The organism is Mycobacterium sp. (genome assembly GCF_965277065.1).
Lineage (GTDB): Bacteria > Actinomycetota > Actinomycetes > Mycobacteriales > Mycobacteriaceae > Mycobacterium.
The window spans coordinates 335,280-359,493 of sequence record NZ_CBDIBT010000017.1; the positions used below are offsets into that span (position 1 = coordinate 335,280).

20 protein-coding genes are annotated in these 24,214 nt (G+C 66.1%); 7 read left to right on the forward strand and 13 right to left on the reverse strand.

The genetic code is table 11. From position 1 onward, the window contains the following. Nucleotides 1–51: 51 nt before the first annotated feature. The 3 genes from ruvX to ACQY5A_RS10050 all read right to left on the reverse strand — a co-directional run bounded on the left by ruvX (nt 52) and on the right by ACQY5A_RS10050 (nt 3,766). Nucleotides 52–549, reverse strand: coding sequence for a Holliday junction resolvase RuvX (gene ruvX, locus ACQY5A_RS10040; RefSeq protein WP_428340217.1), 498 nt, complete (start codon nt 547–549; stop codon nt 52–54). Beyond that, on the reverse strand, nt 550–3,252 hold the full coding sequence (gene alaS / locus ACQY5A_RS10045; RefSeq protein WP_428340218.1) for an alanine--tRNA ligase: 2,703 nt from the start codon (nt 3,250–3,252) through the stop codon (nt 550–552). Nucleotides 3,253–3,376: 124 nt separating this feature from the next. Further along, nucleotides 3,377–3,766: a secondary thiamine-phosphate synthase enzyme YjbQ gene (locus ACQY5A_RS10050; protein ID WP_428340468.1), complete on the reverse strand. Its 390-nt coding sequence runs from the start codon at nt 3,764–3,766 to the stop codon at nt 3,377–3,379. Nucleotides 3,767–3,903: 137 nt separating this feature from the next. Here ACQY5A_RS10050 and ACQY5A_RS10055 point away from each other — a divergent pair, with 137 nt between their 5' ends. Next, nucleotides 3,904–4,524, forward strand: coding sequence for an antibiotic biosynthesis monooxygenase (locus ACQY5A_RS10055; RefSeq protein ID WP_428340219.1), 621 nt, complete (start codon nt 3,904–3,906; stop codon nt 4,522–4,524). 18 nt (nt 4,525–4,542) lie between these two features. On the opposite strand, the gene ACQY5A_RS10060 is transcribed toward ACQY5A_RS10055, so the two are convergent. From ACQY5A_RS10060 to ACQY5A_RS10075, 4 genes are read right to left on the reverse strand one after another with little or no spacing between them, the layout of a single operon-like run. After that, entirely contained in the window at nt 4,543–4,878 is a 336-nt protein-coding gene (locus ACQY5A_RS10060) for a hypothetical protein (protein WP_428340220.1), read from the reverse strand. Next, the gene (locus tag ACQY5A_RS10065) at nt 4,875–5,804 is read right to left on the reverse strand and encodes an HpcH/HpaI aldolase/citrate lyase family protein (protein WP_428340221.1); all 930 of its coding nucleotides are present in this window, start codon (nt 5,802–5,804) and stop codon (nt 4,875–4,877) included. The genes ACQY5A_RS10060 and ACQY5A_RS10065 overlap by 4 nt, the downstream gene beginning before the upstream one ends. A gap of 13 nt (nt 5,805–5,817) precedes the next feature. Next, a complete protein-coding gene (locus ACQY5A_RS10070) occupies nt 5,818–7,002 on the reverse strand; it encodes a CaiB/BaiF CoA transferase family protein (protein ID WP_428340469.1) in 1,185 nt (394 codons plus the stop codon). Further along, complete coding sequence (locus ACQY5A_RS10075) at nt 7,002–8,351, reverse strand: LLM class flavin-dependent oxidoreductase (protein ID WP_428340222.1); 1,350 nt, start codon at nt 8,349–8,351, stop codon at nt 7,002–7,004. Before ACQY5A_RS10075 ends, ACQY5A_RS10070 begins: the two co-directional genes overlap by 1 nt. Nucleotides 8,352–8,430: 79 nt before the next feature. Here ACQY5A_RS10075 and ACQY5A_RS10080 point away from each other — a divergent pair, with 79 nt between their 5' ends. Then, on the forward strand, nt 8,431–9,096 hold the full coding sequence (locus tag ACQY5A_RS10080; protein WP_428340223.1) for a GntR family transcriptional regulator: 666 nt from the start codon (nt 8,431–8,433) through the stop codon (nt 9,094–9,096). 81 nt (nt 9,097–9,177) lie between these two features. On the opposite strand, the gene ACQY5A_RS10085 is transcribed toward ACQY5A_RS10080, so the two are convergent. Further along, a complete protein-coding gene (locus ACQY5A_RS10085; RefSeq protein ID WP_428340224.1) occupies nt 9,178–10,524 on the reverse strand; it encodes a replication-associated recombination protein A in 1,347 nt (448 codons plus the stop codon). Nucleotides 10,525–10,643: 119 nt separating this feature from the next. On the opposite strand from ACQY5A_RS10085, the gene ACQY5A_RS10090 reads away from it, so the two are divergent. Beyond that, nucleotides 10,644–11,687 (forward strand): hypothetical protein, encoded by a 1,044-nt coding sequence (locus tag ACQY5A_RS10090; RefSeq protein WP_428340225.1) that lies wholly within the window; start codon nt 10,644–10,646, stop codon nt 11,685–11,687. 18 nt (nt 11,688–11,705) lie between these two features. On the opposite strand, the gene ACQY5A_RS10095 is transcribed toward ACQY5A_RS10090, so the two are convergent. Then, nucleotides 11,706–12,542: a DUF3097 domain-containing protein gene (locus tag ACQY5A_RS10095; RefSeq protein ID WP_428340226.1), complete on the reverse strand. Its 837-nt coding sequence runs from the start codon at nt 12,540–12,542 to the stop codon at nt 11,706–11,708. A 117-nt stretch (nt 12,543–12,659) separates the two neighbouring features. On the opposite strand from ACQY5A_RS10095, the gene ACQY5A_RS10100 reads away from it, so the two are divergent. Both ACQY5A_RS10100 and ACQY5A_RS10105 read left to right on the forward strand, forming a co-directional pair. Then, on the forward strand, nt 12,660–15,992 hold the full coding sequence (locus ACQY5A_RS10100; RefSeq protein WP_428340227.1) for a DUF2126 domain-containing protein: 3,333 nt from the start codon (nt 12,660–12,662) through the stop codon (nt 15,990–15,992). A 14-nt stretch (nt 15,993–16,006) separates the two neighbouring features. Next, nucleotides 16,007–18,673 carry a circularly permuted type 2 ATP-grasp protein gene (locus ACQY5A_RS10105; RefSeq protein WP_428340470.1) on the forward strand — a complete coding sequence of 889 codons (2,667 nt, stop codon included), beginning with the start codon at nt 16,007–16,009 and terminating at the stop codon, nt 18,671–18,673. A gap of 12 nt (nt 18,674–18,685) precedes the next feature. On the opposite strand, the gene ACQY5A_RS10110 is transcribed toward ACQY5A_RS10105, so the two are convergent. Together ACQY5A_RS10110 and ACQY5A_RS10115 are read right to left on the reverse strand one after the other, a co-directional pair. Then, on the reverse strand, nt 18,686–19,738 hold the full coding sequence (locus tag ACQY5A_RS10110; RefSeq protein WP_428340228.1) for a zinc-binding metallopeptidase family protein: 1,053 nt from the start codon (nt 19,736–19,738) through the stop codon (nt 18,686–18,688). Continuing rightward, the gene (locus tag ACQY5A_RS10115; protein WP_428340471.1) at nt 19,731–20,654 is read right to left on the reverse strand and encodes a transglutaminase family protein; all 924 of its coding nucleotides are present in this window, start codon (nt 20,652–20,654) and stop codon (nt 19,731–19,733) included. The genes ACQY5A_RS10110 and ACQY5A_RS10115 overlap by 8 nt, the downstream gene beginning before the upstream one ends. Before the next feature lie 131 nt (nt 20,655–20,785). On the opposite strand from ACQY5A_RS10115, the gene ACQY5A_RS10120 reads away from it, so the two are divergent. Together ACQY5A_RS10120 and ACQY5A_RS10125 are read left to right on the forward strand one after the other, a co-directional pair. Further along, complete coding sequence (locus ACQY5A_RS10120) at nt 20,786–21,175, forward strand: MmcQ/YjbR family DNA-binding protein (RefSeq protein WP_428340229.1); 390 nt, start codon at nt 20,786–20,788, stop codon at nt 21,173–21,175. Between the two features lie 315 nt (nt 21,176–21,490). Then, on the forward strand, nt 21,491–21,847 hold the full coding sequence (locus ACQY5A_RS10125) for a transglycosylase family protein (RefSeq protein ID WP_428340472.1): 357 nt from the start codon (nt 21,491–21,493) through the stop codon (nt 21,845–21,847). 99 nt (nt 21,848–21,946) lie between these two features. Here the strand turns inward: ACQY5A_RS10125 and ACQY5A_RS10130 are convergent, their stop codons facing one another. After that, nucleotides 21,947–22,381: a nitroreductase family deazaflavin-dependent oxidoreductase gene (locus ACQY5A_RS10130; protein ID WP_428340230.1), complete on the reverse strand. Its 435-nt coding sequence runs from the start codon at nt 22,379–22,381 to the stop codon at nt 21,947–21,949. After that, nucleotides 22,374–24,152, reverse strand: a complete 1,779-nt coding sequence (aspS, locus tag ACQY5A_RS10135) for an aspartate--tRNA ligase (protein WP_428340231.1) — start codon at nt 24,150–24,152, stop codon at nt 22,374–22,376. Before aspS ends, ACQY5A_RS10130 begins: the two co-directional genes overlap by 8 nt. Nucleotides 24,153–24,214: the final 62 nt, after the last annotated feature.

Here is a 24,214-nt window from a genome sequence, read left to right on the forward strand (position 1 = left end):
CCGGCTTCGCCGGCCTTGCGAACGCCACGGCGCCGGGCGCGCTGTCGGCCGTCAGACACCGTTGACCTCCCCGGGCAGCATGGCACGGCGCTCATCCAGCCATCCCTGAAGGATCGCCACCGCCGCCGCCTGGTCGATGACCCTACGCTGACCTTTGGCCCGGACCCCGGCCTGGCGCAGCGAGCGCTGCGCGCTGACGGTCGTCAATCGTTCGTCGGCCATTCGGACCGGGACCGGCGCAATCCGGCCGGCCAACGTGTCTGCCAACTCGATCGCGTCGAGGGCGGATGGGCCGGTGCGGTCGGCCAGGGTTCGCGGTAGCCCGACGATCACTTCGACGGCCTGCAATTCCGCGACCAGTTCGACCAGCCGTCGTACGTGTTTGGCATTACGGTCGCGGCGGACCGTCTCCACCGGGGTGGCCAGGATCCCGTCCGGGTCGCTGGTGGCCACACCGATGCGCACGCTGCCCACGTCGATGCCGAGCCGTCGTCCACGTCCAGGGTCGTCCCCGCCGGGCCGGTCCGGCAGCCGATGCAACGGGTCCACTCAACCGGCCCTAGCGATCTCGGCCCGCAGCGCGTCGAGCGCGGTCTCGATGCCCGACGAGTTCTTCCCCGAGCCCTGGGCGAGATCGGCCTTGCCGCCGCCGCGACCGTCGACCGCTGCGGCGAGCTGTTTGACCAAGTCGTTGGCGCGCAGGCCGAGATCCTGGGCGGCGGAGTTGGTTGCGACGGCGTAGGGGACGCTACCGCCGTCACCCTCGGCGATCAGCGCGACGACCGCGGGGTCCTCGCCGAGCTTTCCGCGGATGTCACCCACCAGGGAACGCAGATCGGTGGCCGTCATGCCGGCCGACATACGCTGCGCCACTACCCGGACGTTACCGATGTGCTGCGCTCCGGCCGCGGCGTTTGCCGCACCCACCCGCGCACTGGCCAGCCGGTTGCGTTCGATCTCTTTCTCCGCGGCCTTCAGCCGCTCCACCAGATTCGCCACCCGCGCCGGTACCTCGTCGGAGGGCACTTTGAGCGACGATGCCAGCCCAGCCATCAGCGCACGTTCCTTGGCCAGGTGCTGATAAGACTCCAGACCGACGTAGGCCTCGACGCGGCGCACCCCGGAGCCCACCGACGATTCGCCGAGGATCGTCACCGGCCCGATCTGCGCCGAATTGTGCACGTGGGTTCCACCGCACAATTCCAGCGAGAACGGCCCGCCGATCTCTACCACGCGCACCTCGTCCGGGTAGGCCTCACCGAACATGGCCATCGCGCCCATCGCCTTGGCCTTCTCCAGCTTTTCCAGGAACGTGTGCACCTCGAAGTCGGCTTGGACGGCCTCGTTGGTGACTTCCTCGACCTGGCTGAGCTGCTCGGCGCTCAGTGCGCCCTGGCTGTTGAAGTCGAACCGCAGGTAGCCCGGGCGGTTCAGCGATCCGGCCTGAACAGCGTTGGGTCCCAACACTTGCCGCAGCGCCGCGTGCACCATGTGCGTGCCCGAGTGTCCCTGGGTCGCGCCTTTGCGCCAGTCGGGGTCAACGGCCGCGACGACGGTGTCGCCCTCGACGAACTCCCCCGACTCCACATTGACGCGGTGCACCCACAGGGTTTTCGCGATTTTCTGCACGTCGGTGACGGCCGCCTTGGCTGTCCCGCTGGATCCGGTGCCGCTGATGGTGCCTGCGTCGGCGACCTGGCCACCCGACTCGGCGTAGAGCGGCGTGCGGTCCAGAACGAGTTCCACGCGGTCGACGCCCGCCGATTCCTCGGTACCGTGCGCGACCACCGGCACCCGCTTGCCATCAACAAAGATCCCCAGAATTGTTGCCTGCGAAGTCAATTCGTCGAAGCCGGTGAACTCGGTTGGCCCGGCGTCGACCAGTTCGCGATACGCCGTCAGGTCGGCGTGCGCATGCTTGCGCGCGGCCGCGTCGGCCTTCGCACGTCGGCGCTGCTCGGCCATCAGTTCCTGGAACCCGAGCTCGTCGACCTGCAGATTCGCTTCGGCGGCCATCTCGAGGGTGAGTTCGATCGGGAACCCGTAGGTGTCGTGCAGCGTGAAAGCATCCGAGCCGGACAGCACGGTCGCACCGGATGCCCTGGTGGCCCGCGCCACGTCCTCGAAGAGCCGCGAGCCCGACTGCAGCGTCCGGTTGAACGCGGTCTCCTCGGCGACCGCGATGCGGTTGATCCGGTCGAAATCGGCGACCAACTCGGGGTAGGACGGGCCCATCGCCTCGCGGACGGTGGCCATCAGTTCACCGACGATCGGGCCGTCGATATCGAGCAGCCTGGCCGAACGAATCACCCGTCGCAGCAACCGGCGCAGCACGTAGCCGCGTCCGTCATTGCCGGGGCTGACACCGTCGCCGATCAGGATGGCCGCGGTACGGCTGTGATCGGCGATGATGCGGTAGCGCACGTCATCGGAGTGATTGCCGGCGTCGTACCCGCGAGGGGCGCGCCGGGCTACTACGTCAATGACCGGACGCAGCAGGTCTGTCTCGTAGACGTTGGCCACGTTTTGCAGCAGGAACGCGACCCGCTCGACCCCCATGCCGGTGTCGATGTTCTTGCGTGGCAACGGACCCAGGATCTCGAAGTTGTCCTTGCTGGTCCCCTCGCCGCGCTCGTTCTGCATGAACACGAGATTCCAGATCTCGATGTAGCGGTCCTCGTTGGCTTCCGGGCCGCCGTCGATGCCGAACTCCGGCCCCCGGTCGAAGTAGATCTCCGAGGACGGGCCGCACGGGCCGGGGATGCCCATCGACCAATAGTTGTCGGCCATGCCGCGCCGCTGAATTCGCTCAGCGGGCAGGTCCGCGATCTCGCGCCACAACTCCACTGCCTCGTCGTCGTCGAAATAAACTGTGGCCCAGAGCTTCTCCGGATCGAGACCGTACCCGCCGTCGTCGACCGGGTTGGTCAGCAAAGTCCAGGCCAGCTCGATGGCTTCGCGTTTGAAATAGTCGCCGAAGGAAAAGTTGCCGGCCATCTGAAAAAACGTGTTGTGCCGGGTGGTGACCCCGACCTCGTCGATGTCGGGCGTGCGGATGCATTTCTGGATGCTGGTCGCAGTCCGGTACGGCGGCGTGCGCTGGCCGAGGAAGAACGGCACGAACTGCACCATGCCCGCGTTGACGAACAGCAGATTGGGGTCGTCGAGAATCACCGAGGCGCTTGGCACCTCGGTGTGGCCCGCATTCACGAAATGATCGAGGAACCTCTTCCTGATCTCGTGTGTCTGCACTTCTTCGCTTCCTCTTCGCCCAGCATTTGTCCGGCCGTATCGGCTGGGGATCCAGCCTCTTTCGACCGCACCACAGTACCGGGCCGCTTATTCGAGGCGGACACGCGACGAGCCGGACTCCGGTTCAGCCCGGGAGGAACGACAAGCGCACCGAGCGCCGTGGGTTGTCCCGGTTCAGGTCGACCAGGACCACGCTCTGCCAGGTGCCGAGCAGAGGCTCCCCCGCCTGGACCGGCACCGTGATCGACGGCGCGATGATCGCGGGCATCACGTGGTCAGCGCCGTGACCGAACGACCCATGGGCGTGCCGGTAGCGATCATCGCGTGGTAGCAGCCGCTCCAGGGTGTCGATCAGGTCGTCGTCGGAGCCGGCGCCGGTTTCGATGATCGCCACCCCAGCCGTCGCATGCGGAACGAAAATGTTGCACAAACCGTCGCCCCGCGGAAAGCAGAACGCGCGCACTGAGTCGGTCAAATCGACGATACGGCGACGCGCGGTGTCCACGTCCAGCACATCGGTATTCACCTGACCAGCCTACGTATTTGCCCATTGCCACGGCGAATCCAGCGGAGGAAGGTGGTCAAAGGACCGGTGGCGCCACCGGGGCGCCGCCATCCTGGCGAAGTCGGGTCGAACAGAAAGGTGTGTTCATGTACGCGCGCTCCACGACAATCCAGGCGAACCCGTCGTCCATCGACGCCGGAATCGCGCACGTTCGCGACGCGGTGATGCCCGCGCTGCGCGAGGTCGACGGTTGCGTCGGCCTGTCGTTGCTGGTCGACCGCGAGTCGGGCCGCTGCATCGCGACTACCGCATGGGATGACGAAGCTGCCATGCACGCCAGCGCCGAAGCCGCCCGCCCGCTGCGCGATCAGGCCGCGCAGACCTTCGGCGGCAGCCCGGCGATCGACGAGTGGGAGATCGCCGTGTTACACCGCGACCACCGCTCCGGCCCGGGCGCCTGTGTCCGCGCCACCTGGCTGCGGATGCGGCCCGACCAGTTCGACCGGGCCATCGGGTTCTACCGCGAGTCGGTGCTGCCCGCGATCGAAGAACTCGACGGCTTCTGCAGCGCCAGCCTGATGATCGACCGAGCTTCGTGGCGGGCGGTGTCGTCGTCGACGTTCGACAGCCGGGAGGCGATGCAGCGCAACGAAGATCGGGCCCGGTCGCTGCGGACCGCCCGGCTACGCGACCTCGGCGCCGACCAGCACGACGTCGGCGAGTTCGAGCTGGCGCTGGCACACCTGCGGGTGCCCGAGTTGGTTTAGCGTTTCGTAGCCTCGCGGCTACGGCAGCGAGTCGCCAGGAAACCCGAGGCAACCGTGCACCTCGAAGGTGAACACTCCGGCTTGCACGCCTGGATCGTCGTTCATTACTGCGACGGTCTCGTCGACGGTCCCGGTGAATACCGCAACTCCGCAGACATCGGAGCCATCGGGAACCAGCAACACCACCGCGAGCACGCCGCCGTGGCGTAACCCGAAGTTACGCCGGCCGTGCTCCCAGATGACCGCCGGCGCCGTGTCGTCAGCAAAGTTCGGGCCCCGCTTGAGGATCATCACGCTGTATGCCTTGGCGGTGGGCAGCAGCGCACCCATCTTGTCGTCGGTGAACGCCTTCATCCGCCGTCTCCTCCACGCCCGATCAGGGCGGCGCGCGCCAGCGTCGCCTGAGCCATCTTGACATGCGCCGCGTCGACCAGAACCCCGTTGACTCCCACCGCACCGAGGCCCTTCTTCTCCCCTTCGCGGTAGGCCGCGACATTCCGTTCGGCGAGCGCGATCTCTTCGTCGGTCGGCGCATAGACCCGGTTGGCCACCTCGATCTGACTCGGGTGAATGGCCCACTTGCCGGTGTACCCCATCAGGGCGGCGCGTCGCGCGTCGCGCTCGTAGCCCGCCAGATTGCCGTAGTCGGGGTAGGGCGCGTCGATCGCATCGATGCCGGCGATCCGGGCGGCGACGATCACCTTGTTGCGGGCGTAGGCCCAGAAGTCACCGGGGTATTCGCCCAACGGCTCGAAGTTGGTGTCGACCCGGGCTCCCTGGGATAGCGAAAAGTCACCGACGCCGAAGATCAGCGCGTCCAGTCGCGGGCTGGCGACGGCGATCTCCTCGGCATTGGCCAACCCCTCGACTTCTTCGATCAGCACCTCGAGGCGAATCTGACGCGTCAGGCCGAGCTTGGCCTCCAGCTGGGTGAGCAACACATCGACCCACCAAACATCGCGTGCCCGAACTGCTTTCGGGACGATGATGGTGTCGAGGTTTTCCCGCGCGCCGGTGACAACCTCGATGACGTCGTCGTGGCACCACTGGGTGTCGAGGCCGTTGATCCGGATCGCCCGCACGGTTTGACCCCAGTCGAGGTCGTTGAGCCCCGCGATGGCTTTGGCGCGGGCCGCCTCTTTGTGCGCGGGCGCGGTGGCGTCCTCGAGGTCAAGGAAGACCAGATCGGCCTCGGACGCCGCAGCTTTGGCGAACATGTGGTCGTTGGCTGCGGGGACGGCGAGCTCCGAGCGGCGCAGCAATGCTCGTTTCGAGGTCATGGGTCCGTTCCTTTCACAGGACGCCCCGGGCATGCAGGTCGTCGATGTCATTGCGGCCCAGGCCAAGTAGCTCGCCGTACACCTCGGCGTTGTTCGCACCGATCCGCGGGCCGAGATGATCCACGCGACCGGTCGCGCCGGAGAATCGTGGCACCGGAGCCTGGACCGTCATCGCTCCCAGTTCGTCGTCGGCGACCTTGACGAAGACCTCGCGGTGGGCGAGCTGCTCGTCGGCCACCAGATCGGTGATGTCGTAGACCGGCGCGGCGGCCACCTCGGCGGCGTCGAAGATCGCCATCGCCTCGTCCAGCGTCTTGGTGGCCACCCACTCGGCGACCACCTGATCCACCTCGCGCGCGCGCGACAGCCGCCCCTGCGGACTGGAGAAGTCGACGTCGTCGACCAGATCGGCGCGACCGATGGCGCGAAAAACCCTCAGTGCCAACGTCGGCGAGCTTCCCGACATCGCCAGCCATCGATCGTCGGCGGTGCGATAGGTGTTGCGCGGCGCTGAGATGTCCCAGCGGTTGCCCGCCCTGGTGGGTACCAGGCCGAGCTGGTCGTAGCCCAGCAGAGTCTGCTCGAGCAGCCGAGCCAATGGATCGATCAGGTTGATGTCGATCAGCTGTCCCGATGCGCCGTGCACGTCGCGGTGGTAGAGCGCCATCATCACCGCGTACGCAGCGTTGAGTGACGCCACCCCGTCGGCAAGCATGAACGGCGGCAACGTCGGTGGGCCGTTCTCCTCGCCGGTGATGTTGGCGAACCCACTCATCGCCTCGCCGAGCGTGCCGAAACCGGGCCGCTCGCTTTTCGGCCCGGACAGCCCGTAGCCGGTGATGTGCAGCATCACGATCTTGTCGTTGACCGCGCGCAGCGCCTCGTAGTCCAGCCCCCAGGTGCGCAAGGTCGCCGGCCTGGTGTTGACGATCACCACGTCGGCGTGGTCGACCAGTTGCCGTAGCAATGCCTGGCCTTCGGCCACCCGCAGGTTCAGCGTGATCGACCGCTTGTTGCGCGACAACGATTTCCACATCAGCCCGACGCCGTCGACCTGGTTTCCCCAGGTACGGATCGGGTCGCCGCCGTCGGGTTGCTCGATCTTGATGACGTCGGCGCCGAATTCGCCGAGGTACGTCGCCGCCAAGGGTGCCGCGGCCAGCGTCGCGACGTCGAGAACCCGGATGCCTTCCAGCATCATGCGTTGACAGGCACGCCGGCCGGCCGTTGCAGCCCGAGGTGATCGCGCAGCGTCGACCCGCTGTAGGAGTCGCGGAACAACCCGCGGTGTTGCAATTCCGGGATCACCATCCGAACCACGTCTTCGAACGCTCCGGGCAGATGCGTTGCGGCCAAGACGAATCCGTCGCAGGCACCACCATGGAACCACTCCTCCATCTGGTCGGCAACCTGCTTTCCGGTGCCGACGAAGCGCGGGCCCTGCAGCAGGGTGGCGCGGTGGCCGGCGAGGTCGCGCAGGGTGATCTTGTCGCCGATGTGGGCGCGCAGGTTCTGTACCAGCCCACGGATCCCGGACACATTCTCGATGAGTTCGTCGGTGATCGGGTCGTCGAGGTCGTGCTTGGCGAAGTCGTAGTTCATCAACTCCGAGAGTAGGGTCAACGACGCCATCGGGTGCACGAGATCGTTCAGGAACACCTGCTCGCGTTCCTTGGCGTGATCCTCGCTCTCGCCGACCACCGCATAGGCCATCGGGCAGAGCTTCACCGAGTCCGGGTCGCGGCCGGCCGCCCCGAGGCGCTCTTTCTGGTCCGCGTAATGGTTGCGGGCCACCTCGATGCCCGGGTCGCCGGTGAAGATCAAATCCGCCCAGCGCGAGGCGAATTCGCGCCCACGACCTGACGATCCGGCCTGGATGAGCACCGGACGCCCCTGTGGGGTGCGTGGCACGGTGAGTGGTCCGCGCACCGAGAAGAACTCACCTTTGTGATGCAACTCGTGGACCTTGTCGGGGTCGGCGTAGATGCCGTTGACCCGGTCGTGCAGGATCGCGTTGTCTTCCCAGGTGTCCCAGAGTCCGACGGTGGCCTCGAGGAATTCCTCGGCGCGGTCGTAGCGGGCGTCGTGGCCCAGATGTGTTTCCAGGCCGAAGTTTTGCGCCTCGCTGTCGTTGACCGACGTGACGATGTTCCACGCCGCCCGACCGCCGGACAAGTGGTCGAGGGTGGCAAAGGTGCGGGCGATGTGGAACGGCGTGTAGTACGTGGTGGAACCGGTCGCACCCAAGCCGATGTGCGATGTCGCCTGCGCGAGCACGCCCAGCACGATGGACAGGTCCAGCTTCACCGGGCGCGCGCCGTACTTGACCGCGTCGGCGACCGAGCCGCCGTAAATACCCGGCATGGCCAGCCGATCGTCGAAGAACATCAGGTCGAAGCAGCCTTCTTCGAGTGTCCGGCCGATCTTGGCGTAGTAGGACGCGTCGAGGTATCCGTGCTCGGTGGCGGGGTGACGCCAGGAGCCGGCGTAGACCGACGTGCTGCCCGCTTGCATAAAGGCGACGAGCGCCATCTGTCGATTAGTCATCACTGATGTTTAACATCTGATATATTAGATTTCAAGTACGTCACCCATGTGAATCCCCACTGCCTTTAAGGTCCTCGCCATGGCTCCGAACGACGGTGTTGATATCGGCGGCACGGTCCGCGAGCGGGCCGCGCGCGAGCTGCGCGACCGCATCCTCACCGGTGCGTTGCCCGCTGGCACCCGCCTCGACCTCGACGCGATCACCAAAGAATTCGCCACTAGCCGCACACCCGTGCGTGAGGCCCTGCTGGAGTTGTCCTACGACGGGTTGGTGCGTGTCGCGCCGCGCAGCGGCATCACCGTGATCGGCATGAGCCCCCAGGACGTGCTGGACAGTTTCACGATCTTGGGCGTACTGACCGGTCAGGCCGCCGCGTGGGCAGCGCAGCGGGTGACTGACGAGGGCATCGCCCGATTACGTGCGCTGGCAACCGATGTCGAGGCCCACGCCGGCGAAGGCGGCATCGTCGACGCGAATTGGCAGTTCCACCGGGAGATTCATCGGGCATCTCATTCGCGGCGGTTGATGGCGCAGATCCGACAGGCCGTCCGGGTGGTCCCGTCGAATTTCTTCGGGATGTTTCCCGAGCACGAGCACAACGCGATCGAGGAGCACGAGGCCTTGGTGGCCGCGCTCGCCGATCGCGACGTCGACAAAGCCCGCCACATCGCCGAGCGACACGTGCTCGACGCGGGCCGGTCGCTGGCGGACTGGCTCGAACAGGCGGACACCGCTACCCCGTGAAGCTTCGACACGTAAACCGTTGCGAAGACTCGCCGATGCACGTCGCAGTGCTTTGACTCTCGGCGATGGCGACCGCCGCCGTCACCCCCGCTTGCGCCGGATGATCGCTCGCAGCTTGTCGAGCCGACCGCCGATCTCCCGTTCGGCGCCGCGGTTGGTCGGCTGATAGTAGTCGACGCCGACCAGCTCGTCCGGCGGATATTGTTGCGGCACAACACCATCTGGGTCGTCGTGCGCGTACTTGTAGCCTTGAGCGTTGCCCAGCGCCGCAGCCCCCGAATAGTGACCGTCACGCAGATGCGGCGGCACCAGACCGGCCTTGCCCGCGCCGATGTCTCCCATCGCCGCCCCGATCGCGGTGGCGACGGCATTCGACTTCGGCGCCGTAGCCAGATAGATGGTGGCGTGCGCCAAGGTCAGTTTGGCCTCCGGCATGCCGATCAGCGCCACCGTCTGCGCGGCGGCGACTGCGACCTGTATTGCGGTCGGGTCCGCCATGCCGATGTCCTCGCTGGCGAGGATCATCAGTCGGCGCGCGAGGAAACGCGGATCCTCTCCGGCGACGAGCATTCGGGCGAGGTAGTGCAGCGCGGCATCGACATCGGAACCGCGCACCGACTTGATGAAGGCGCTGACCACGTCATAGTGCTGGTCGCCGTCGCGGTCGTAGCGGACTGCCGCCTTGTCCAGCGATTGCTCGACGGTTTCGACGGTGACCTCATCCCCCGCCTCGGCCGCCACCTCCAATGCGGTCAGCGCCCGCCGGGCGTCCCCGGCCGCCAGCCGGACCAACAGGTCAACTGCCTCGGGTGTCAGCTGCACCCGGCCGTCCAGTCCACGCGGATCATCGATCGCGCGCTGCACGACCGCGCGGACGTCCTCGGCGGTCAACGGATGCAACTGCAGGATCAACGACCGTGACAACAGCGGCGCGACAACGGAAAACGACGGGTTCTCGGTTGTCGCCGCGACCAGCAAGACCACCCGGTTCTCGACCGCGGCCAGCAGTGCGTCCTGCTGTGTCTTGGAGAACCGGTGTACCTCGTCGATGAACAGCACGGTCTGCTCGCCGTGCACGGCGGCTCGTCGCGCCGTATCGATCACGGCGCGGACTTCCTTGACCCCGGCCGACAACGCCGACAGCGCCTCGAACCGGCGTCCGGTGGCTTGCGACACCAGCGACGCCAGTGTCGTTTTTCCGCTGCCGGGCGGGCCGTAGAGGATGGCCGACGCCATGCCCGAGCCTTCGACCAGTCGCCGCAGCGGAGAGCCGGGCTGCAGCAAGTGAGCCTGCCCCACGACCTCCTCGAGACTGGCCGGGCGCATCCGTACGGCCAGCGGCGCGGCGGCCGAGGCGGCGTGCGTGAGATCGCCACGACTGGTCTCGTCGGGGACGTCGAACAGACCGTCGGACACGGAGTCAGGCATACCACGTCGGCACGACACGTGGACGCGCAGAGTGAGGTCTGAGCGTCGCCGCCGAATACTTGCTAAGTTCGCGAAGGCGCACGCCAGGACAACTCCCCGACGACGATGCAGGAGCGGCTATGAGCCACCCTCCGGAGCACCCCGGCAATCCGAACCAACCCTATGGCAGTAACCCCAACCCGGATGACTATCCGCCACCGCCCGCCTACGGGCCTCCTCCGGGGTACGGACCCCCAGCAGGGCAGCCGCCGCCCGGCTATGGGCCGCCACCAGGGCAGCCGCCGCCCGGCTACGGACCGCCGCCCGGATATGGCGGGCCCCCACCGCCTCCCGGCTACGGACCGCCGCAACCGGGCTACGGTCCTCCTCCCGGCTACCCGCCACCACCGGGCTACGGGCCGTCGCCCGGTTACCCGGCGCATCCCGGATACGGGCCCCCGCCCGGGTCGGGTTTCGACGTCGGGCACGCGTTCGGTTGGGCGTGGAACAAGTTCACCAAGAACGTGGGCCCATTGGTCCTCGCGGCGCTGGTGTACCTGGTCCTCTTCGCCGTCGTGCAGTCCCTGGTATTCGTCGTATTGGGTGGCGCCTCGGCCAACACCAATACCGACGGCGAGTACGGCGCGTCCTTCTCGGCAGGTCTGGACGCCGGCGGACTGTTCATCCTGCAGATCGTCACCTTCATCTTCGGCATTTTCGTGCAGGCGGCGATTTGGTCGGGATTGCTCGACATCCTCGACGGCAGGCCGGTGACTGTCGGCTCGTTCTTCAAACCGCGCAACTTCGGCAACGTCATCCTGGCCGGAGCGCTGATCGCGGTGATCTCAGCGGTGCTGAACTCACTGTCTCTACTGCCCGGCTTCGTGTTCGCACTGCTGTCGCTGGTGTTGATCTTCGTCTTCGCGTTCTTCACGCTGTTCACGATCGCGTTCGCGTCCGATCGCGCCCTGCCACCGATCGACGCGGTGAAGGCCAGCTACGGAGTGGTGAAGGCGAACATCGGCGCAACCCTGCTGTCGTTGCTCGTGCAGGCCTTGATCCTGGTGGCCGGGTTCATCGCCTGTGGCATCGGCGTCATCGTGGCCGGCCCGGTTGCCCTGCTGATCCAGGCCTACACCTACCGTCGGCTTTCCGGGGGGCCGATCGCGCCGCTTACTCCGTAACCGCTGGGGCTAGAACCGCTACGGCTGGGTGACGAAGTCGATCAGCTCTTCCACCCGGCCGATCAGCGCCGCGTCGAGGTCGGTCCAGTCGCGGACTGTTCCGCGGATGCGGTGCCACGCGGCAGCGATGTCGGCCTGGTTGGCGTGCGGCCAGCCCAGCGCCTGGCAGATGCCGTGTTTCCACTCCGTTCCGCGTGGGATCACCGGCCACTCCGACAGCCCGAGCCGGGCCGGTCTGACGGCCTGCCAGATGTCGACGAACGGATGGCCGACGACCAGCGTGTGCGCGCCACCCGAGCCGCGGTGCACCGCGTCGGCCAGCCGCGATTCCTTCGAACCGGCGACCAGGTGATCGACAAGCACCCCCAGCCGCCGTCGCGGGCCCGGCCGGAACTGCTCGACGATGCCGACGAGATCGTCGACGCCGCCGAGGTATTCGACCACCACACCCTCGATCCGCAAGTCGTCGCCCCACACCTGCTCGACGAGTTCGGCGTCATGGCGGCCCTCGACGTAAATTCGGCCGGTCCGGGCGATCCGGGCACGCGCCCCGCTCACCGCCACCGAGCCGGATGCGGTGCGGGCCGCGGCCTTGGGTGCCGGGCCGCGCGGCGCGGTCAGGATCACCGGCTTGCCGTCGACGAGATAGCCCTGGCCGACCGGGAACGGCTTGCGGCGACCGTGCCGGTCTTCGAGTTGCATGCGGCCGTACTCGACGCTCACCACCGCGCCGACGTAGCCGGTCTGCGGGTCTTCCACGACCACGCCGATTTCGACGGGCATCTCAGCGGACCGCGGTCTGCGCCAGTTATGCGGGTCGCGGGCGAGAATGTCTGAGCCGTAACGATCATCCACTCGAGCGATCCTAGGAACACTTGGCGGCCATTCCCGGTTACGCCACTCCCAACTCCACCCGAAAAGGCTGACTATGCTGCGCTGCGTCAATCAGGTTCGCGTGATGAGATGGCGGTTATGACCATCAAAGTTGCGCTGGAGCATCGCACCAGTTACACCTTTGACCGGCCGGTCCGGGTGTTCCCACACGTCGTAAGGCTGCGTCCGGCGCCTCACTCGCGCACGGAGATCGAGGCCTACTCGCTGCGAGTCGAACCGGCGGACCATTTCGTCAACTGGCAGCAGGATGCCGTCGGCAACTTCGTCTACCGGCTGACGTTTCCCAATCCGACGGACCGGCTGACCATCACCGTTGGGCTGATCGCCGACCTCAAGGTGATCAACCCGTTCGATTTCTTCATCGAGGATTGGGCCGAAACGTGGCCCGCCGGCGGATTCACCTATCCCGAGCCGTTGGCAGATGAGCTCAAGCCCTATCTGCGACCGGTCGACGAGGACGGCGCCGGCTCGGGCCCCGGCGAACTGGTGCAGGCCTGGGTGCGCACCTTCGCCGTGCCACCGGGCACCCGCACGATCAACTACCTAGTGGAACTCAACAGACGAATCAATGCAGACCTCGGTTACAGCGTGCGAATGGAACAGGGTGTGCAGACACCGGATTTCACGCTGCAAACTGGAATCGGGTCGTGTCGTGACTTCGCCTGGCTGCTGGTCTCGGTGGCGCGGCAGATGGGTCTGGCCGCCCGATTCGTGTCCGGCTACCTGGTCCAGCTGACCTCCGACGTCAAGGCACTCGACGGGCCGTCCGGCCCATCCGCCGATTTCACCGACCTGCACGCCTGGGCCGAGGTCTTCATCCCCGGCGCGGGTTGGATCGGTTTGGATCCGACATCGGGTCTGTTCGCCGGCGAGGGCCACATCCCGCTCGCCGCCACACCGAGTCCGGCGAGCGCGGCGCCGATCACGGGCGGCGTCGAGCCGTGCGAGTCCACCCTGGAATTCTCCAACACCGTCACCCGCATCCACGAAGATCCGCGGGTCACCCTGCCCTACACCGACGAGGCCTGGGCGACCATCCAGGACGTCGCCCGCAGGGTCGACGAGCGACTGACCGCCGGCGATGTCCGGCTCACCGTCGGTGGCGAGCCCACCTTCGTGTCGGTCGACAACCAGGTCGACGACGAGTGGAGCACTGACGCCGACGGCCCGCACAAGCGTCAACTCGCCTCCGAGCTGGCCGCTCGACTGAAGAAGCAGTGGGCACCGCAGGGCCTGGTGCACCGCGGACAGGGCCGGTGGTATCCCGGTGAACCGTTGCCCCGCTGGCAAATTGGACTGTACTGGCGCACCGACGGTCAGCCGCTGTGGCCCGACGACACATTGCTGGCTGACCCCTGGAGCACCGCTCCGGCCGGGCCACCGGCGGACATCACGACGGCCCAGGACCTGCTTGCGGCCATCGCCGCCGAGTTGGGCCTGCCCGATTCGCAGGTGCGTGCCGCCTACGAAGATCCGCTGACCCAGTTGGCGACCGAAACCCGTTTGCCCCAAGGCGATCCGGTGGAGTCCAGTGCCGATCTGAACCCCGAGACGGACAGTCCGGCCGCCCGGGCAGCGCTGGTGTCTAAACTCGACGAATCCACCATCACACCAAGCGCATTCGTGCTTCCCATTCACCGTCGCGAGGACGACCTGGGCTGGGCCAGCGCCAATTGGCGGCTGCGGCGCGGCCGCGTCGTACTGATCGCGGGCGATTCGCCGGCGGGTCTACGGCTGCCACTGAGTTCGATCAGCTGGAAGCCGCCGCGGGTGTCATTCGTCACCGATCCGACCGCGGTCGGTGAGGACCTCACGTCGTCGGAGGTCGAGGCCGTCGTCGATGACGATGACGACGCACCGACGACAGCGATGGTCGCCGAGGTGCGCGACGGCTTGCTGTACGTCTTCATGCCGCCCACCGAAGCCCTGGACAACTTCGTCGACCTGATCGGCCGGGTGCATGCGGCGGCCGCGAAAATCGGCCGCCCGGTGGTCATCGAGGGTTACGAACCACCGGCGGACCCGCGGCTGATGTCGACGACGATCACCCCCGACCCCGGTGTCATCGAGGTCAACGTCGCACCCACCGCCAGCTTCGCCGATCAGACCCAACAGCTTGAAACCCTCTACGAACAAGCCAGATTGGCGCGCCTGTCCACGGAGTCATTCCAGTTCGACGGCAGTCACAGCGGCACCGGCGGTGGCAATCACATCACCCTGGGCGGCGTCACTCCGAAGCACTCTCCGCTGCTGCGCCGCCCAGACCTGTTGGTTTCGCTGCTGACGTATTGGCAGCGACACCCCTCGTTGTCCTATCTGTTCGCCGGCCGGTTCGTCGGGACCACCTCGCAAGCGCCGCGCGTCGACGAGGGTCGCGCCGAGGCGCTGTACGAGCTCGAAATCGCATTCGCCGAAATCGACCGGCTGACTTCGGGTTCCGCGGCAGATTCGCCCCGGCCGTGGATCATCGACCGGGCACTTCGGCATCTGCTCACCGACATCACCGGCAACACGCATCGAGCCGAATTCTGCATCGACAAGCTCTACAACCCGTACAGCCTGCGGGGCAGGTTGGGTCTGCTGGAGTTGCGCGGTTTCGAGATGCCACCGCACCTGCGAATGGCGATGGTGCAGTCGCTGCTGGTGCGCTCGCTGGTGGCGTGGTTCTGGGACGACCCGCTGCGGGCTCCGCTGATCCGACACGGTTCGAACCTTCACGGTCGATACCTGTTGCCGCACTTCTTGATTCATGACATTGCCGATGTCGCCGCAGATCTGCGGGCACACGGCATCCCGTTCGAGACCAATTGGCTGGACCCGTTCACCGAATTCCGTTTTCCACGGATCGGCACCGCGGTCTTCGACGGCGTCGAGATCGAACTGCGCGGGGCCATCGAACCGTGGAACACCCTCGGCGAGGAGTCCACCGCGACCGGCACCGCTCGCTACGTGGACTCCTCGGTCGAACGTATCCAGGTACGGGTCATCGGCGCCGACCGCCACCGCTATCTGCTGACCTGCAACGGATATCCGGTGCCGCTGCTGGCCACCGACAACCCCGACGTGCACGTCGGCGGCGTGCGGTTCCGCGCGTGGCAGCCGCCCAGCGCGCTGCACCCGACCATCGCGAAAGACGGTCCGCTGCAGTTCGAGCTCATCGACCTCACCACCTCGACGTCGCGTGGTGGCTGCACGTACCACATCGCTCATCCCGGCGGTCGCGCGTACGACGAGCCTCCCGTCAACGCCGTGGAAGCCGAGTCTCGGCGAGCGCGACGTTTCGAGGCAACCGGATTCACCCCGGGCAAGCTCGAGCTGTCCGACATCCGGGAAATGCAGGCGCGAATTTCCACCGACATCGGCGCGCCGGGCATCCTTGATCTGCGGCGCGTGCGTACCGTTCTGCGGTAATGGCTATTGGCGACATGGCTGAGATAATTCAGCAACCCAGCGATTCGTCGGCAGCTTTTCACGACCGCTCCGACGTCGATCGGCTGCTTGCCGGGTACCGAACCGCACGTGCTCAAGAGACCCTGTTCGACTTGCGGCCACCCTCCCTTCAGGGGCCGGTGATCGGCTTCGACGAATTCCTCGACGAGAACGGGAACGTCCGCCCGGCGTGGTCCGACCTCGCCGACGCGGTCGGTGATCGCGGACGGGCCGGCATGAGTCGGTTGAGCTCCGCTGTACGCCGGCTGGTGGACAACGACGACATCACCTACACCGGTGTCGATCCCACCAAGCCGCCCGTCGCCGGTAGTCACGACGAGTCCCAGCCGTGGCGGCTGGACCCGCTGCCACTGGTGGTGTCGGCTCCCGACTGGGACGTGCTTGAGACCGGACTGGTGCAACGATCCCGGGTGCTCAACGCCGTGCTGGCCGATGTGTACGCGAGCCGACGCTCGCTGACCGAGGGCGTGCTGCCGCCGGAACTGCTATTCGCCCATCCCGGTTATGTGCGTGCCGCCAACGGAATCGAGGTGCCTGGGCACCACCAGCTCTTCATGCACGCCTGCGATGTCGGCCGGCGCTCCGATGGCAGCTATCAGGTGAATGCCGACTGGACCCAGGCCCCGTCCGGGGCCGGATACGCCCTCGCCGACCGGCGGGTGCTTGCGCAAGCACTGCCCGACCTCTACGAGAAGGTCGGACCTCGGCCGACGACGCCGTTCGCTCAGGCGTTGCGGCTGGCGTTGATCGATGCCGCGCCTGACGGTGTGCAAGACCCCGTGGTCGTCGTCCTCAGCCCAGGCATCTACTCCGAAACCTCGTTCGATCAGGCGTATCTGGCCACGCTGCTGGGTTTCCCGTTGGTGGAGAGCGCGGATCTGGTGGTTCGCGACGGGAAATTGTGGATGCGCTCCCTGGGTACGCTGAAACGCGTCGACGTGGTCTTCCGCCGCGTCGACGCGACCTACACCGACCCGCTCGATCTGCGCGCCGACTCGCGGCTCGGCGTGGTCGGCCTGGTGGAGGCACAGCATCGCGGGACGGTGACCGTGGTGAACACCGTCGGCAGTGGCATCTTGGAAAGTGCTGGGCTACAACGATTCCTGCCCGAGCTCGCCGCACGACTGCTCGGCGAAGCGCCGCTGTTGTCGACCGCACCCAGCTATTGGGGTGGCATTGACAGCGAACGCTCCCATCTGCTGGCGAACCTGCCGTCGTTGTTGATCAGGCCTACCATCGGCGGGCAAACGCTTGTCGGCCCGACACTTTCGTCGGAACGACTGGAGGATCTCACCGCCTGCATCACCGCGATGCCGTGGCAGTGGGTCGGTCAGGAGTTGCCGCAGTTCTCCTCCGCTCCCACCAGTTCCGACACTGAACTGTCGGCCGGTGGGGTGGGCATCCGGCTATTCACCGTGGCGCAGCGCGGCGGCTACGCCCCGATGCTCGGCGGCCTCGGCTACGTGCTGACCCAGGGGCCATCGGCGTACACCCTGAAAACCCTTGCGGCCAAGGATGTCTGGGTTCAACCCACCGACCGGTCGCGGACCGAGACGGTCACCCTGCCGGCCCCGGAGATACCCGCGAAGACAGGTGCGGGCACGTTGGGAGTCAGCTCGCCGCGCGTGCTGTCCGATCTGTTCTGGATGGGACGCTACGGCGAGCGCGCCGAGAACATGGCCCGGTTGCTGATTGCTGCTCGCCGGCGGTACTACGAATTCCGGCACCGCCAAGAGATTTCCGAAAGCCAGTGTGTGGCAGTCCTGATGGCTGCGCTGAGCCGCATCACCGGGACTGACCCCGGACCCGAAGACCAAGCCGAAACGATCGCGATCGCCCCGTCGACGTTGTGGTCGCTGACCATGGACCGCGATCGCCCCGGCGCACTGGTGCACTCGGCGGACCGGCTGGCGCTGGCCGCCCGTGGCGTGCGTGACCAGTTGTCCAGCGACACCTGGGTCGTGCTGGCCGGCGTCGAGCGAGCGCTGGCCCACAAGGCCGAACCGCCGGACTCCCTCGCCGAGGCCGACGCCGTGCTGGCGACCGCGCAGTCGCAGACCCTGGTGGGGATGCTGACGCTGGCCGGCGTGGCCGCGGAGTCGATGGTGCAGGACGTCGGCTGGACCATGATGGACATCGGCAAACGCATCGAGCGCGGCCTGGGCCTCACCGCTTTGTTCAGCGCTACGCTGACCACCGTCCTGGCGCCGGCGGCCGAGCGAACGGTAATCGAATCAACGCTTATCGCAACGGAATCCGCGGTGATCTACCGGCGCCGCACAGCCGGCCGGGTCAGCGTTGCAGCCCTGGCAGAACTGATGCTGTTCGACGCGACCAACCCCCGGTCGCTGGTATACCAATTGGAGCGGCTGCGGACTGATCTCGGCGACCTGCCCGGATCGTCGGGGTCATCACGACCGGAGCGAATGGTCGCCGAGATCGGCACCCTGCTTCGGCGGTCGTCGCCCGCCGAGTTGGAATCGGTCTCCGAGGACGGGCACCGCAAGAACCTGGCCGAGTTGCTGACCGCAATTCACGCGGCATTACGCGAACTCGCCGAAGTGATCACCGCGACCCAATTGGCGCTGCCCAGCGATATGCAGCCGCTGTGGGGTGGTGACGAGCGGAGGAGCATGCCGTGACGACGGGCGCGGTCAGGCCCGGACCGGGTCGCGTTTGCCGCTCAACGCCGTCACCTCGTCGATCACGTTGTGGATGAACTTCATCTTCTCCAGCACCTTGACCGGCAGCACGAACGGATAAAGATCGTCGTGACCCATTGACCGGTTGACCATGTTCAGTGACCACGACACCGGGAGCCACATGTCGATGATGGTGGCGAAAGCGCTGGGCCCCAACACCGGTCGATCGAAGGTTGCCGTGGCCGGCGCGAAACCCGACCAGGCCGCGGTGTCCAGCGTGTCCCGGATGTGCAGGTAGTGCGCGAACGTCTCGGCCCAGTCCTCGGCCGGATGCATGGTCGCATACGACGACACGTAATTCTTATGCCAACCGTCGGGCGCACCCTCGCTGTAGTGCCGGTCCAGCGCTTCCTGGTAGTCCGCGTTGGCGTCGCCGTACAACGCGGTGAACCGCTCCACGTATTCAGCGGACGGCGTGATCAGCCGGTAGTAGTAATAGTGTCCGATCTCATGTCGGAAGTGGCCCAGCAGCGTGCGGTAAGGCTCGTCCATCTCCACCCGCAATTGCTCGCGGTGCACATCGTCGCCCTCGGCGAGATCGATGGTGATGACGCCGTTTTCGTGCCCGGTCAGCACCTTCTCGTGTGCGCTGGACAGCAGCCGGAAACCCAACCCGTAGTCGGGGTCCTCGAGACGGCCGACGATCGGCAGCTTCAGCTCATGCAGTTCGACGACGAGTCGACGTTTGGCCGCCTCGGCGCTGGCGAACTCGACAAGGCCATCTTTGTCGGCGTCGTTGGGCCGCTCGATGGTCAGCCGGCAGGACTCGCACAGCCCGCCGGAATTGATGGGTACCAACCAATTGCATTCGGCGACATAACGGTTGGAGCACAGGTCGTAGTCACTGGCGCTGACGAAGCCGGCATGATCGGCGTCCTCGCCCGTCGTGATGACCAGCAGGGCCATCTCGTCGAGCGAGAATCCCAGGGCGCTGCCACACGCCAGACACGCCGAGTTTTCGAACGTCAGACGCTGGCCGCAGTTGGGGCAGTGGAAATCACGCATACAGTTCGTCACCTTCATAGGGCACAACGTCGACCGCGACGTCGATCTTGCTGGTCTTGGAGTTGGTGTAGATGATGCCGCGCAGCGGCGGCACGTCGGCGTAGTCGCGGCCGCGCCCGACGATGACATACCGCTCGTCGACCGTCTGGTCGTTGGTGGGATCCAGTCCAAGCCACTCGAATTGGCCCGGCGCTTGCGGCGTCCACACCGCCGCCCAGGCATGGGTCGCGTCGATACCGATCATGCGCTCCTTTCCGGGCGGCGGGTTGGTGGCCAGGTATCCGGACACGTAGCTGGCTGCCAGCCCATGAGCGCGCAGGCAGGCGATCGCCAGTCGCGCGAAGTCCTGACATACCCCTTCCCGCGCCGATAGAACCTCATTGACGCCGGTGGAAACCGTTGTGGAGCCGGAGCGGTAGGCGAAGTCGGTGTGGATCCGCGTCGTGAGGTCACGCAGCACCTCCACCAGCGGTCGTCCGGGGGCGAAACTCGGTGCGGCGTATTCGCGCACCTCGTCGGTGATCTCCGGCGGGTTCAGGTCGAGGGCGAACTCGGTGGCCAGCGCTCCCCGCGCACCCACCGGACGGGCTTGTTCCCACGGTGCCAGCGCCGGTCCGGCCCCCCACCGCTCCGGCGGTGACGGGTACACCTCGACGATTGACTCGCTGGTGACCGTCAGCGTCTGATGCGGCTCGGTGACATGGAAGTACGAACTGATGTTGCCGTAGGTGTCCGGGCTCGTCGAGCTGTCTGCGGGTGTCGGCGAGATCCGCAACTCGTGAAACAGACAGCGCTGGCGCAAAAGGTCCCGCGGAGTGAGGAATCCGCGACCGTAGGAACTGGTCACCACGTCCGAGTAGCGGTATTGGGTGCGATGGGTGATCTGGTAACGGGCGCCCAAGCCCGCCGGGTGCAGATCCCGTGACTGCCCTGGATCGCCGGCAGGGCTCAACGACGTCACGCTGCAACACTAGTGAGGCCCGCGGTCACGCGCAGCGGCGCTGCCTGATCTGCTCCTTGGCGTGCCCACCGGGAGCACAATGGGTCATGGCCACCTGGGATGACGTCGCCGGCGTTGTCGGAGAGCTGCAACTCACCGGGGAGTCGTCGCCGCACGAATGGCGGGTCGGCAAGAAGCTGATCGCCTGGGAGCGTCCGCTGCGGACCTCCGACCGTGAAGCGCTGGCTGCAGGTGGGACCCAGCCGCCCCGGGGCGACATTCTCGGCGTCCGGGTGGCCGATGAAGGCGTCAAGTTCGCGCTGATCGCCGACGAACCCGACGTCTACTTCACCACGCCCCATTTCGACGGCTATCCGGCCGTGCTGGTCAGGCTTGCGGCCATCAGCGAGCGCGGCCTCAGGGAGCTGATTGTCGAGGCTTGGCTGACCCAGGCGCCAAAACGCCTGGTCCAAGAGTTTTTGGGCCAAACGCGCTAGTGCGTGCTTCCGCTCCTTCTGTCACTTGGGTAACAGGAGTATCACAGGCCACTCTAGTTTACTTCATCACGACAAGATAACTTGAACCGCATATAACACTCTAGTTATGAACAGCCCCAATGGGCTCAGTAGTTAACTTCAATAGACATCAGCAACAGAAAACGCATATTAAACAATTATCTCACTGAATTGCTAATGTCCCACGCATTGACTCTTTTCCCGCGTGTTTGTTAGAAGTGTTAAATGAGTCATTTAGGTGGGCTATTGAGCACGATGTGCAAGCATCTGGTGATAGCCGCGCTAGTCGTTCTGGGCATGACGCTGCTGGTGAATCCGACCACTGGGGTCGCGTACGCAGACGGTATGAACTGGGACGCTGTCGCGCAGTGCGAATCGGGTGGCAACTGGCACGCCAACACCGGCAACGGGTTCTACGGTGGGCTGCAGTTCAAGCCGTCTACCTGGGCCGCAAACGGCGGCATGGGTGACCCGGCCATGGCGTCGCGGGAGCAGCAGATTGCGGTGGCGAACCGGGTGCTGGCAACTCAGGGTCCCGGAGCGTGGCCCAAGTGCGGCGGAAATGGCCAGCTGTTCCCGATCCAGATCGTGAACATCTTCTTGCACCCGGTGCGCGGCACGCTGCAAACGATCATGTCGCTGGTCCCGCACTAGCCACTTCGAGGTGGTGTAACCGCCCCGTGATAGGCGCCGTGATTGCGCCGTGACCGGACGCTTCCCCGGGTCGGTTGACGACCTAACTACGCGGCTGGGCTAACTGGCCGGCTGCAGCTCGAAGACCGGTATGATCCTCGTGGTTTTTGCCTGATACCCGGCGAACCCCGGGGAGGCCGCAGCGATTCGGCCGAACAGATCGTCGCGCTCATCAGACGGCAACTCGCGGGCGATCACGTCTGCGGAGTCGTTGCCGAACTCGATGTGCGCCGACGGATTCGCCCGCAGATTGTGCACCCAGGCCGGGTTCACGTCGGCGCCGGCGAAGGACCCGATGATGAGCAGCTTTCCGTCGACCCGGAAGTAGGCCAACGGCGAGAGTCGCGGCTGGCCAGATTTGGCGCCCGTCGTGGTCAGCAGCAGCAGGTTTGCACCTTCGAACTGGCCGCCGACCTTGCCGTTGTTCGACCGGAACTCCTCGGCGATGGTCTCGTTGAACGCTTTGATCGCGTCGGTGTCGGGCATTTCACTCATGCCTGGTCAACTCGTCGGGCTTCACATCGATTCCCGACTCCTTGCGCTGCTGCGCGGTGATGGGTGCCGGGGCATTGGTCAGCGGGTCGACGCCGCCGCCGGACTTCGGGAAGGCGATCACCTCGCGAATGGAGTCAGCACCGGACAGCAACTGGACGATCCGGTCCCAGCCAAACGCGATCCCGCCGTGCGGCGGCGCACCAAAAGTGAACGCGTCCAATAAGAATCCAAATTTCTCCTGCGCTTCGGCGGCGCCGATCCCCATCATCGCGAATACGCGTTCCTGGACATCGCGGCGATGGATACGAATGGAACCGCCACCGATCTCGTTGCCGTTGCAGACGATGTCGTAGGCGTCGGCGAGAGCGTTGCCCGGGTCGCTGTCGAAGGTCGCCTCCGACTCGGCCTTGGGCGAGGTGAAAGCGTGGTGCACCGCGGTCCACGCACCGCTGCCCAGCGCGACGTCACCGGCGGCGGTCGCGTCGTCGGCCGGCTCGAACAGCGGGAAGTCCACCACCCAGGTGAACGCCCAGGCAGCCGGATCGATCAGGTCGAGTCGCTTGGCGATCTCGTCACGGGCAGCACCGAGCAGCGCACGCGATGCTTTTGCCGGCCCCGCCGAGAAGAAGATGCAGTCACCGGGTTCGGCGCCGACGTGGGCCGCCAAGCCGTCACGCTCGGCGTCGGAAAGATTCTTGGCGACCGGCCCGCTCAGCGTGCCGTCGTCGCCGACCAGCACATAGGCCAGGCCCTTGTGGCCGCGCTGCTTGGCGAACTCTTGCCAGCCGTCCAGCGTCCGGCGCGGCTGCGACGCCCCACCGGACATCACGACCGCGCCGACGTAAGGCGCCTGGAACACCCGAAACGTGGTGTTGGAGAAAAACTCTGTGCATTCGACAAGCTCAACCCCGAACCGCAGGTCGGGTCGGTCCGTGCCGAACCGTGTCATCGCGTCGGCGTAACTGATCCGCGGCACCGGCGTGGCAAGGTCGTAGCCGATGAGCGCCCACACCGCTTTGAGCACCCGCTCGGCCGTGGCGATGACGTCGTCGGCCTCGACGAAGCTCATCTCCATGTCGAGCTGGGTGAATTCCGGCTGCCGGTCGGCCCGAAAATCCTCGTCCCGGTAGCAGCGAGCGATCTGGTAGTACCGCTCCATGCCGGCCACCATCAGCAACTGCTTGAACAGCTGCGGGCTCTGCGGCAGGGCGTAAAAGGAGCCGGGCTGCAGCCGGGCCGGAACCAGGAAGTCGCGCGCGCCTTCCGGCGTCGAACGCGTCATCGTCGGAGTCTCGATCTCGACGAAGTCACGACCTGTTAGCACCGCACGTGCCGCGGCATTTACCTTGGAGCGCAACCGAATCGCGTTGCCCGGACCTTCGCGGCGCAGATCCAGATAGCGATAGCGCAACCGAACTTCCTCACCGGCGGGCTCGTCGAGCTGAAAAGGCAGTGGCGCGCACTCCCCCAGCACCGTCAGCGACGTCGCGTTGACTTCGATATCTCCGGTGGCGATCTCGGAGTTCGCGTTACCCTCCGGGCGGATTTCGACGATGCCTTCGACGGCCACGCAGAACTCGGCGCGCAGACGGTGGGCTTGATCCAGCACGTCGGCGGCACGGAACACCACCTGCGACACACCGGTGGCGTCGCGCAGATCGATGAAGATCACCCCGCCGTGATCGCGCCGGCGTGCGACCCAGCCGGCCAGCGTCACCTGTTGACCGGCGTCGGTGGCCCGCAATGAACCTGCGGCGTGACTGCGCAGCACAAATACTCCTCGCGAAGGTGGAAACGACAGCCCAGTCTATGAGGCGGTAATTTCGAGGACGG

Excerpts from the sequence above, each read along its gene's own strand:
- ACQY5A_RS10055 (WP_428340219.1), top strand. The coding sequence starts at position 3,904 with ATGTACGCGCGCTCCACGACAATCCAGGCGAACCCGTCGTCCATCGAC.
- ACQY5A_RS10060 (WP_428340220.1), bottom strand. The coding sequence starts at position 4,878 with ATGAAGGCGTTCACCGACGACAAGATGGGTGCGCTGCTGCCCACCGCC.
- ACQY5A_RS10065 (WP_428340221.1), bottom strand. The coding sequence starts at position 5,804 with ATGACCTCGAAACGAGCATTGCTGCGCCGCTCGGAGCTCGCCGTCCCC.
- ACQY5A_RS10070 (WP_428340469.1), bottom strand. The coding sequence starts at position 7,002 with ATGCTGGAAGGCATCCGGGTTCTCGACGTCGCGACGCTGGCCGCGGCA.
- ACQY5A_RS10075 (WP_428340222.1), bottom strand. The coding sequence starts at position 8,351 with ATGACTAATCGACAGATGGCGCTCGTCGCCTTTATGCAAGCGGGCAGC.
- ACQY5A_RS10080 (WP_428340223.1), top strand. The coding sequence starts at position 8,431 with ATGGCTCCGAACGACGGTGTTGATATCGGCGGCACGGTCCGCGAGCGG.
- ACQY5A_RS10085 (WP_428340224.1), bottom strand. The coding sequence starts at position 10,524 with ATGCCTGACTCCGTGTCCGACGGTCTGTTCGACGTCCCCGACGAGACC.
- ACQY5A_RS10090 (WP_428340225.1), top strand. The coding sequence starts at position 10,644 with ATGAGCCACCCTCCGGAGCACCCCGGCAATCCGAACCAACCCTATGGC.
- ACQY5A_RS10100 (WP_428340227.1), top strand. The coding sequence starts at position 12,660 with ATGACCATCAAAGTTGCGCTGGAGCATCGCACCAGTTACACCTTTGAC.
- ACQY5A_RS10105 (WP_428340470.1), top strand. The coding sequence starts at position 16,007 with ATGGCTGAGATAATTCAGCAACCCAGCGATTCGTCGGCAGCTTTTCAC.
- ACQY5A_RS10110 (WP_428340228.1), bottom strand. The coding sequence starts at position 19,738 with ATGCGTGATTTCCACTGCCCCAACTGCGGCCAGCGTCTGACGTTCGAA.
- ACQY5A_RS10120 (WP_428340229.1), top strand. The coding sequence starts at position 20,786 with ATGGCCACCTGGGATGACGTCGCCGGCGTTGTCGGAGAGCTGCAACTC.
- ACQY5A_RS10125 (WP_428340472.1), top strand. The coding sequence starts at position 21,491 with ATGACGCTGCTGGTGAATCCGACCACTGGGGTCGCGTACGCAGACGGT.
- ACQY5A_RS10130 (WP_428340230.1), bottom strand. The coding sequence starts at position 22,381 with ATGAGTGAAATGCCCGACACCGACGCGATCAAAGCGTTCAACGAGACC.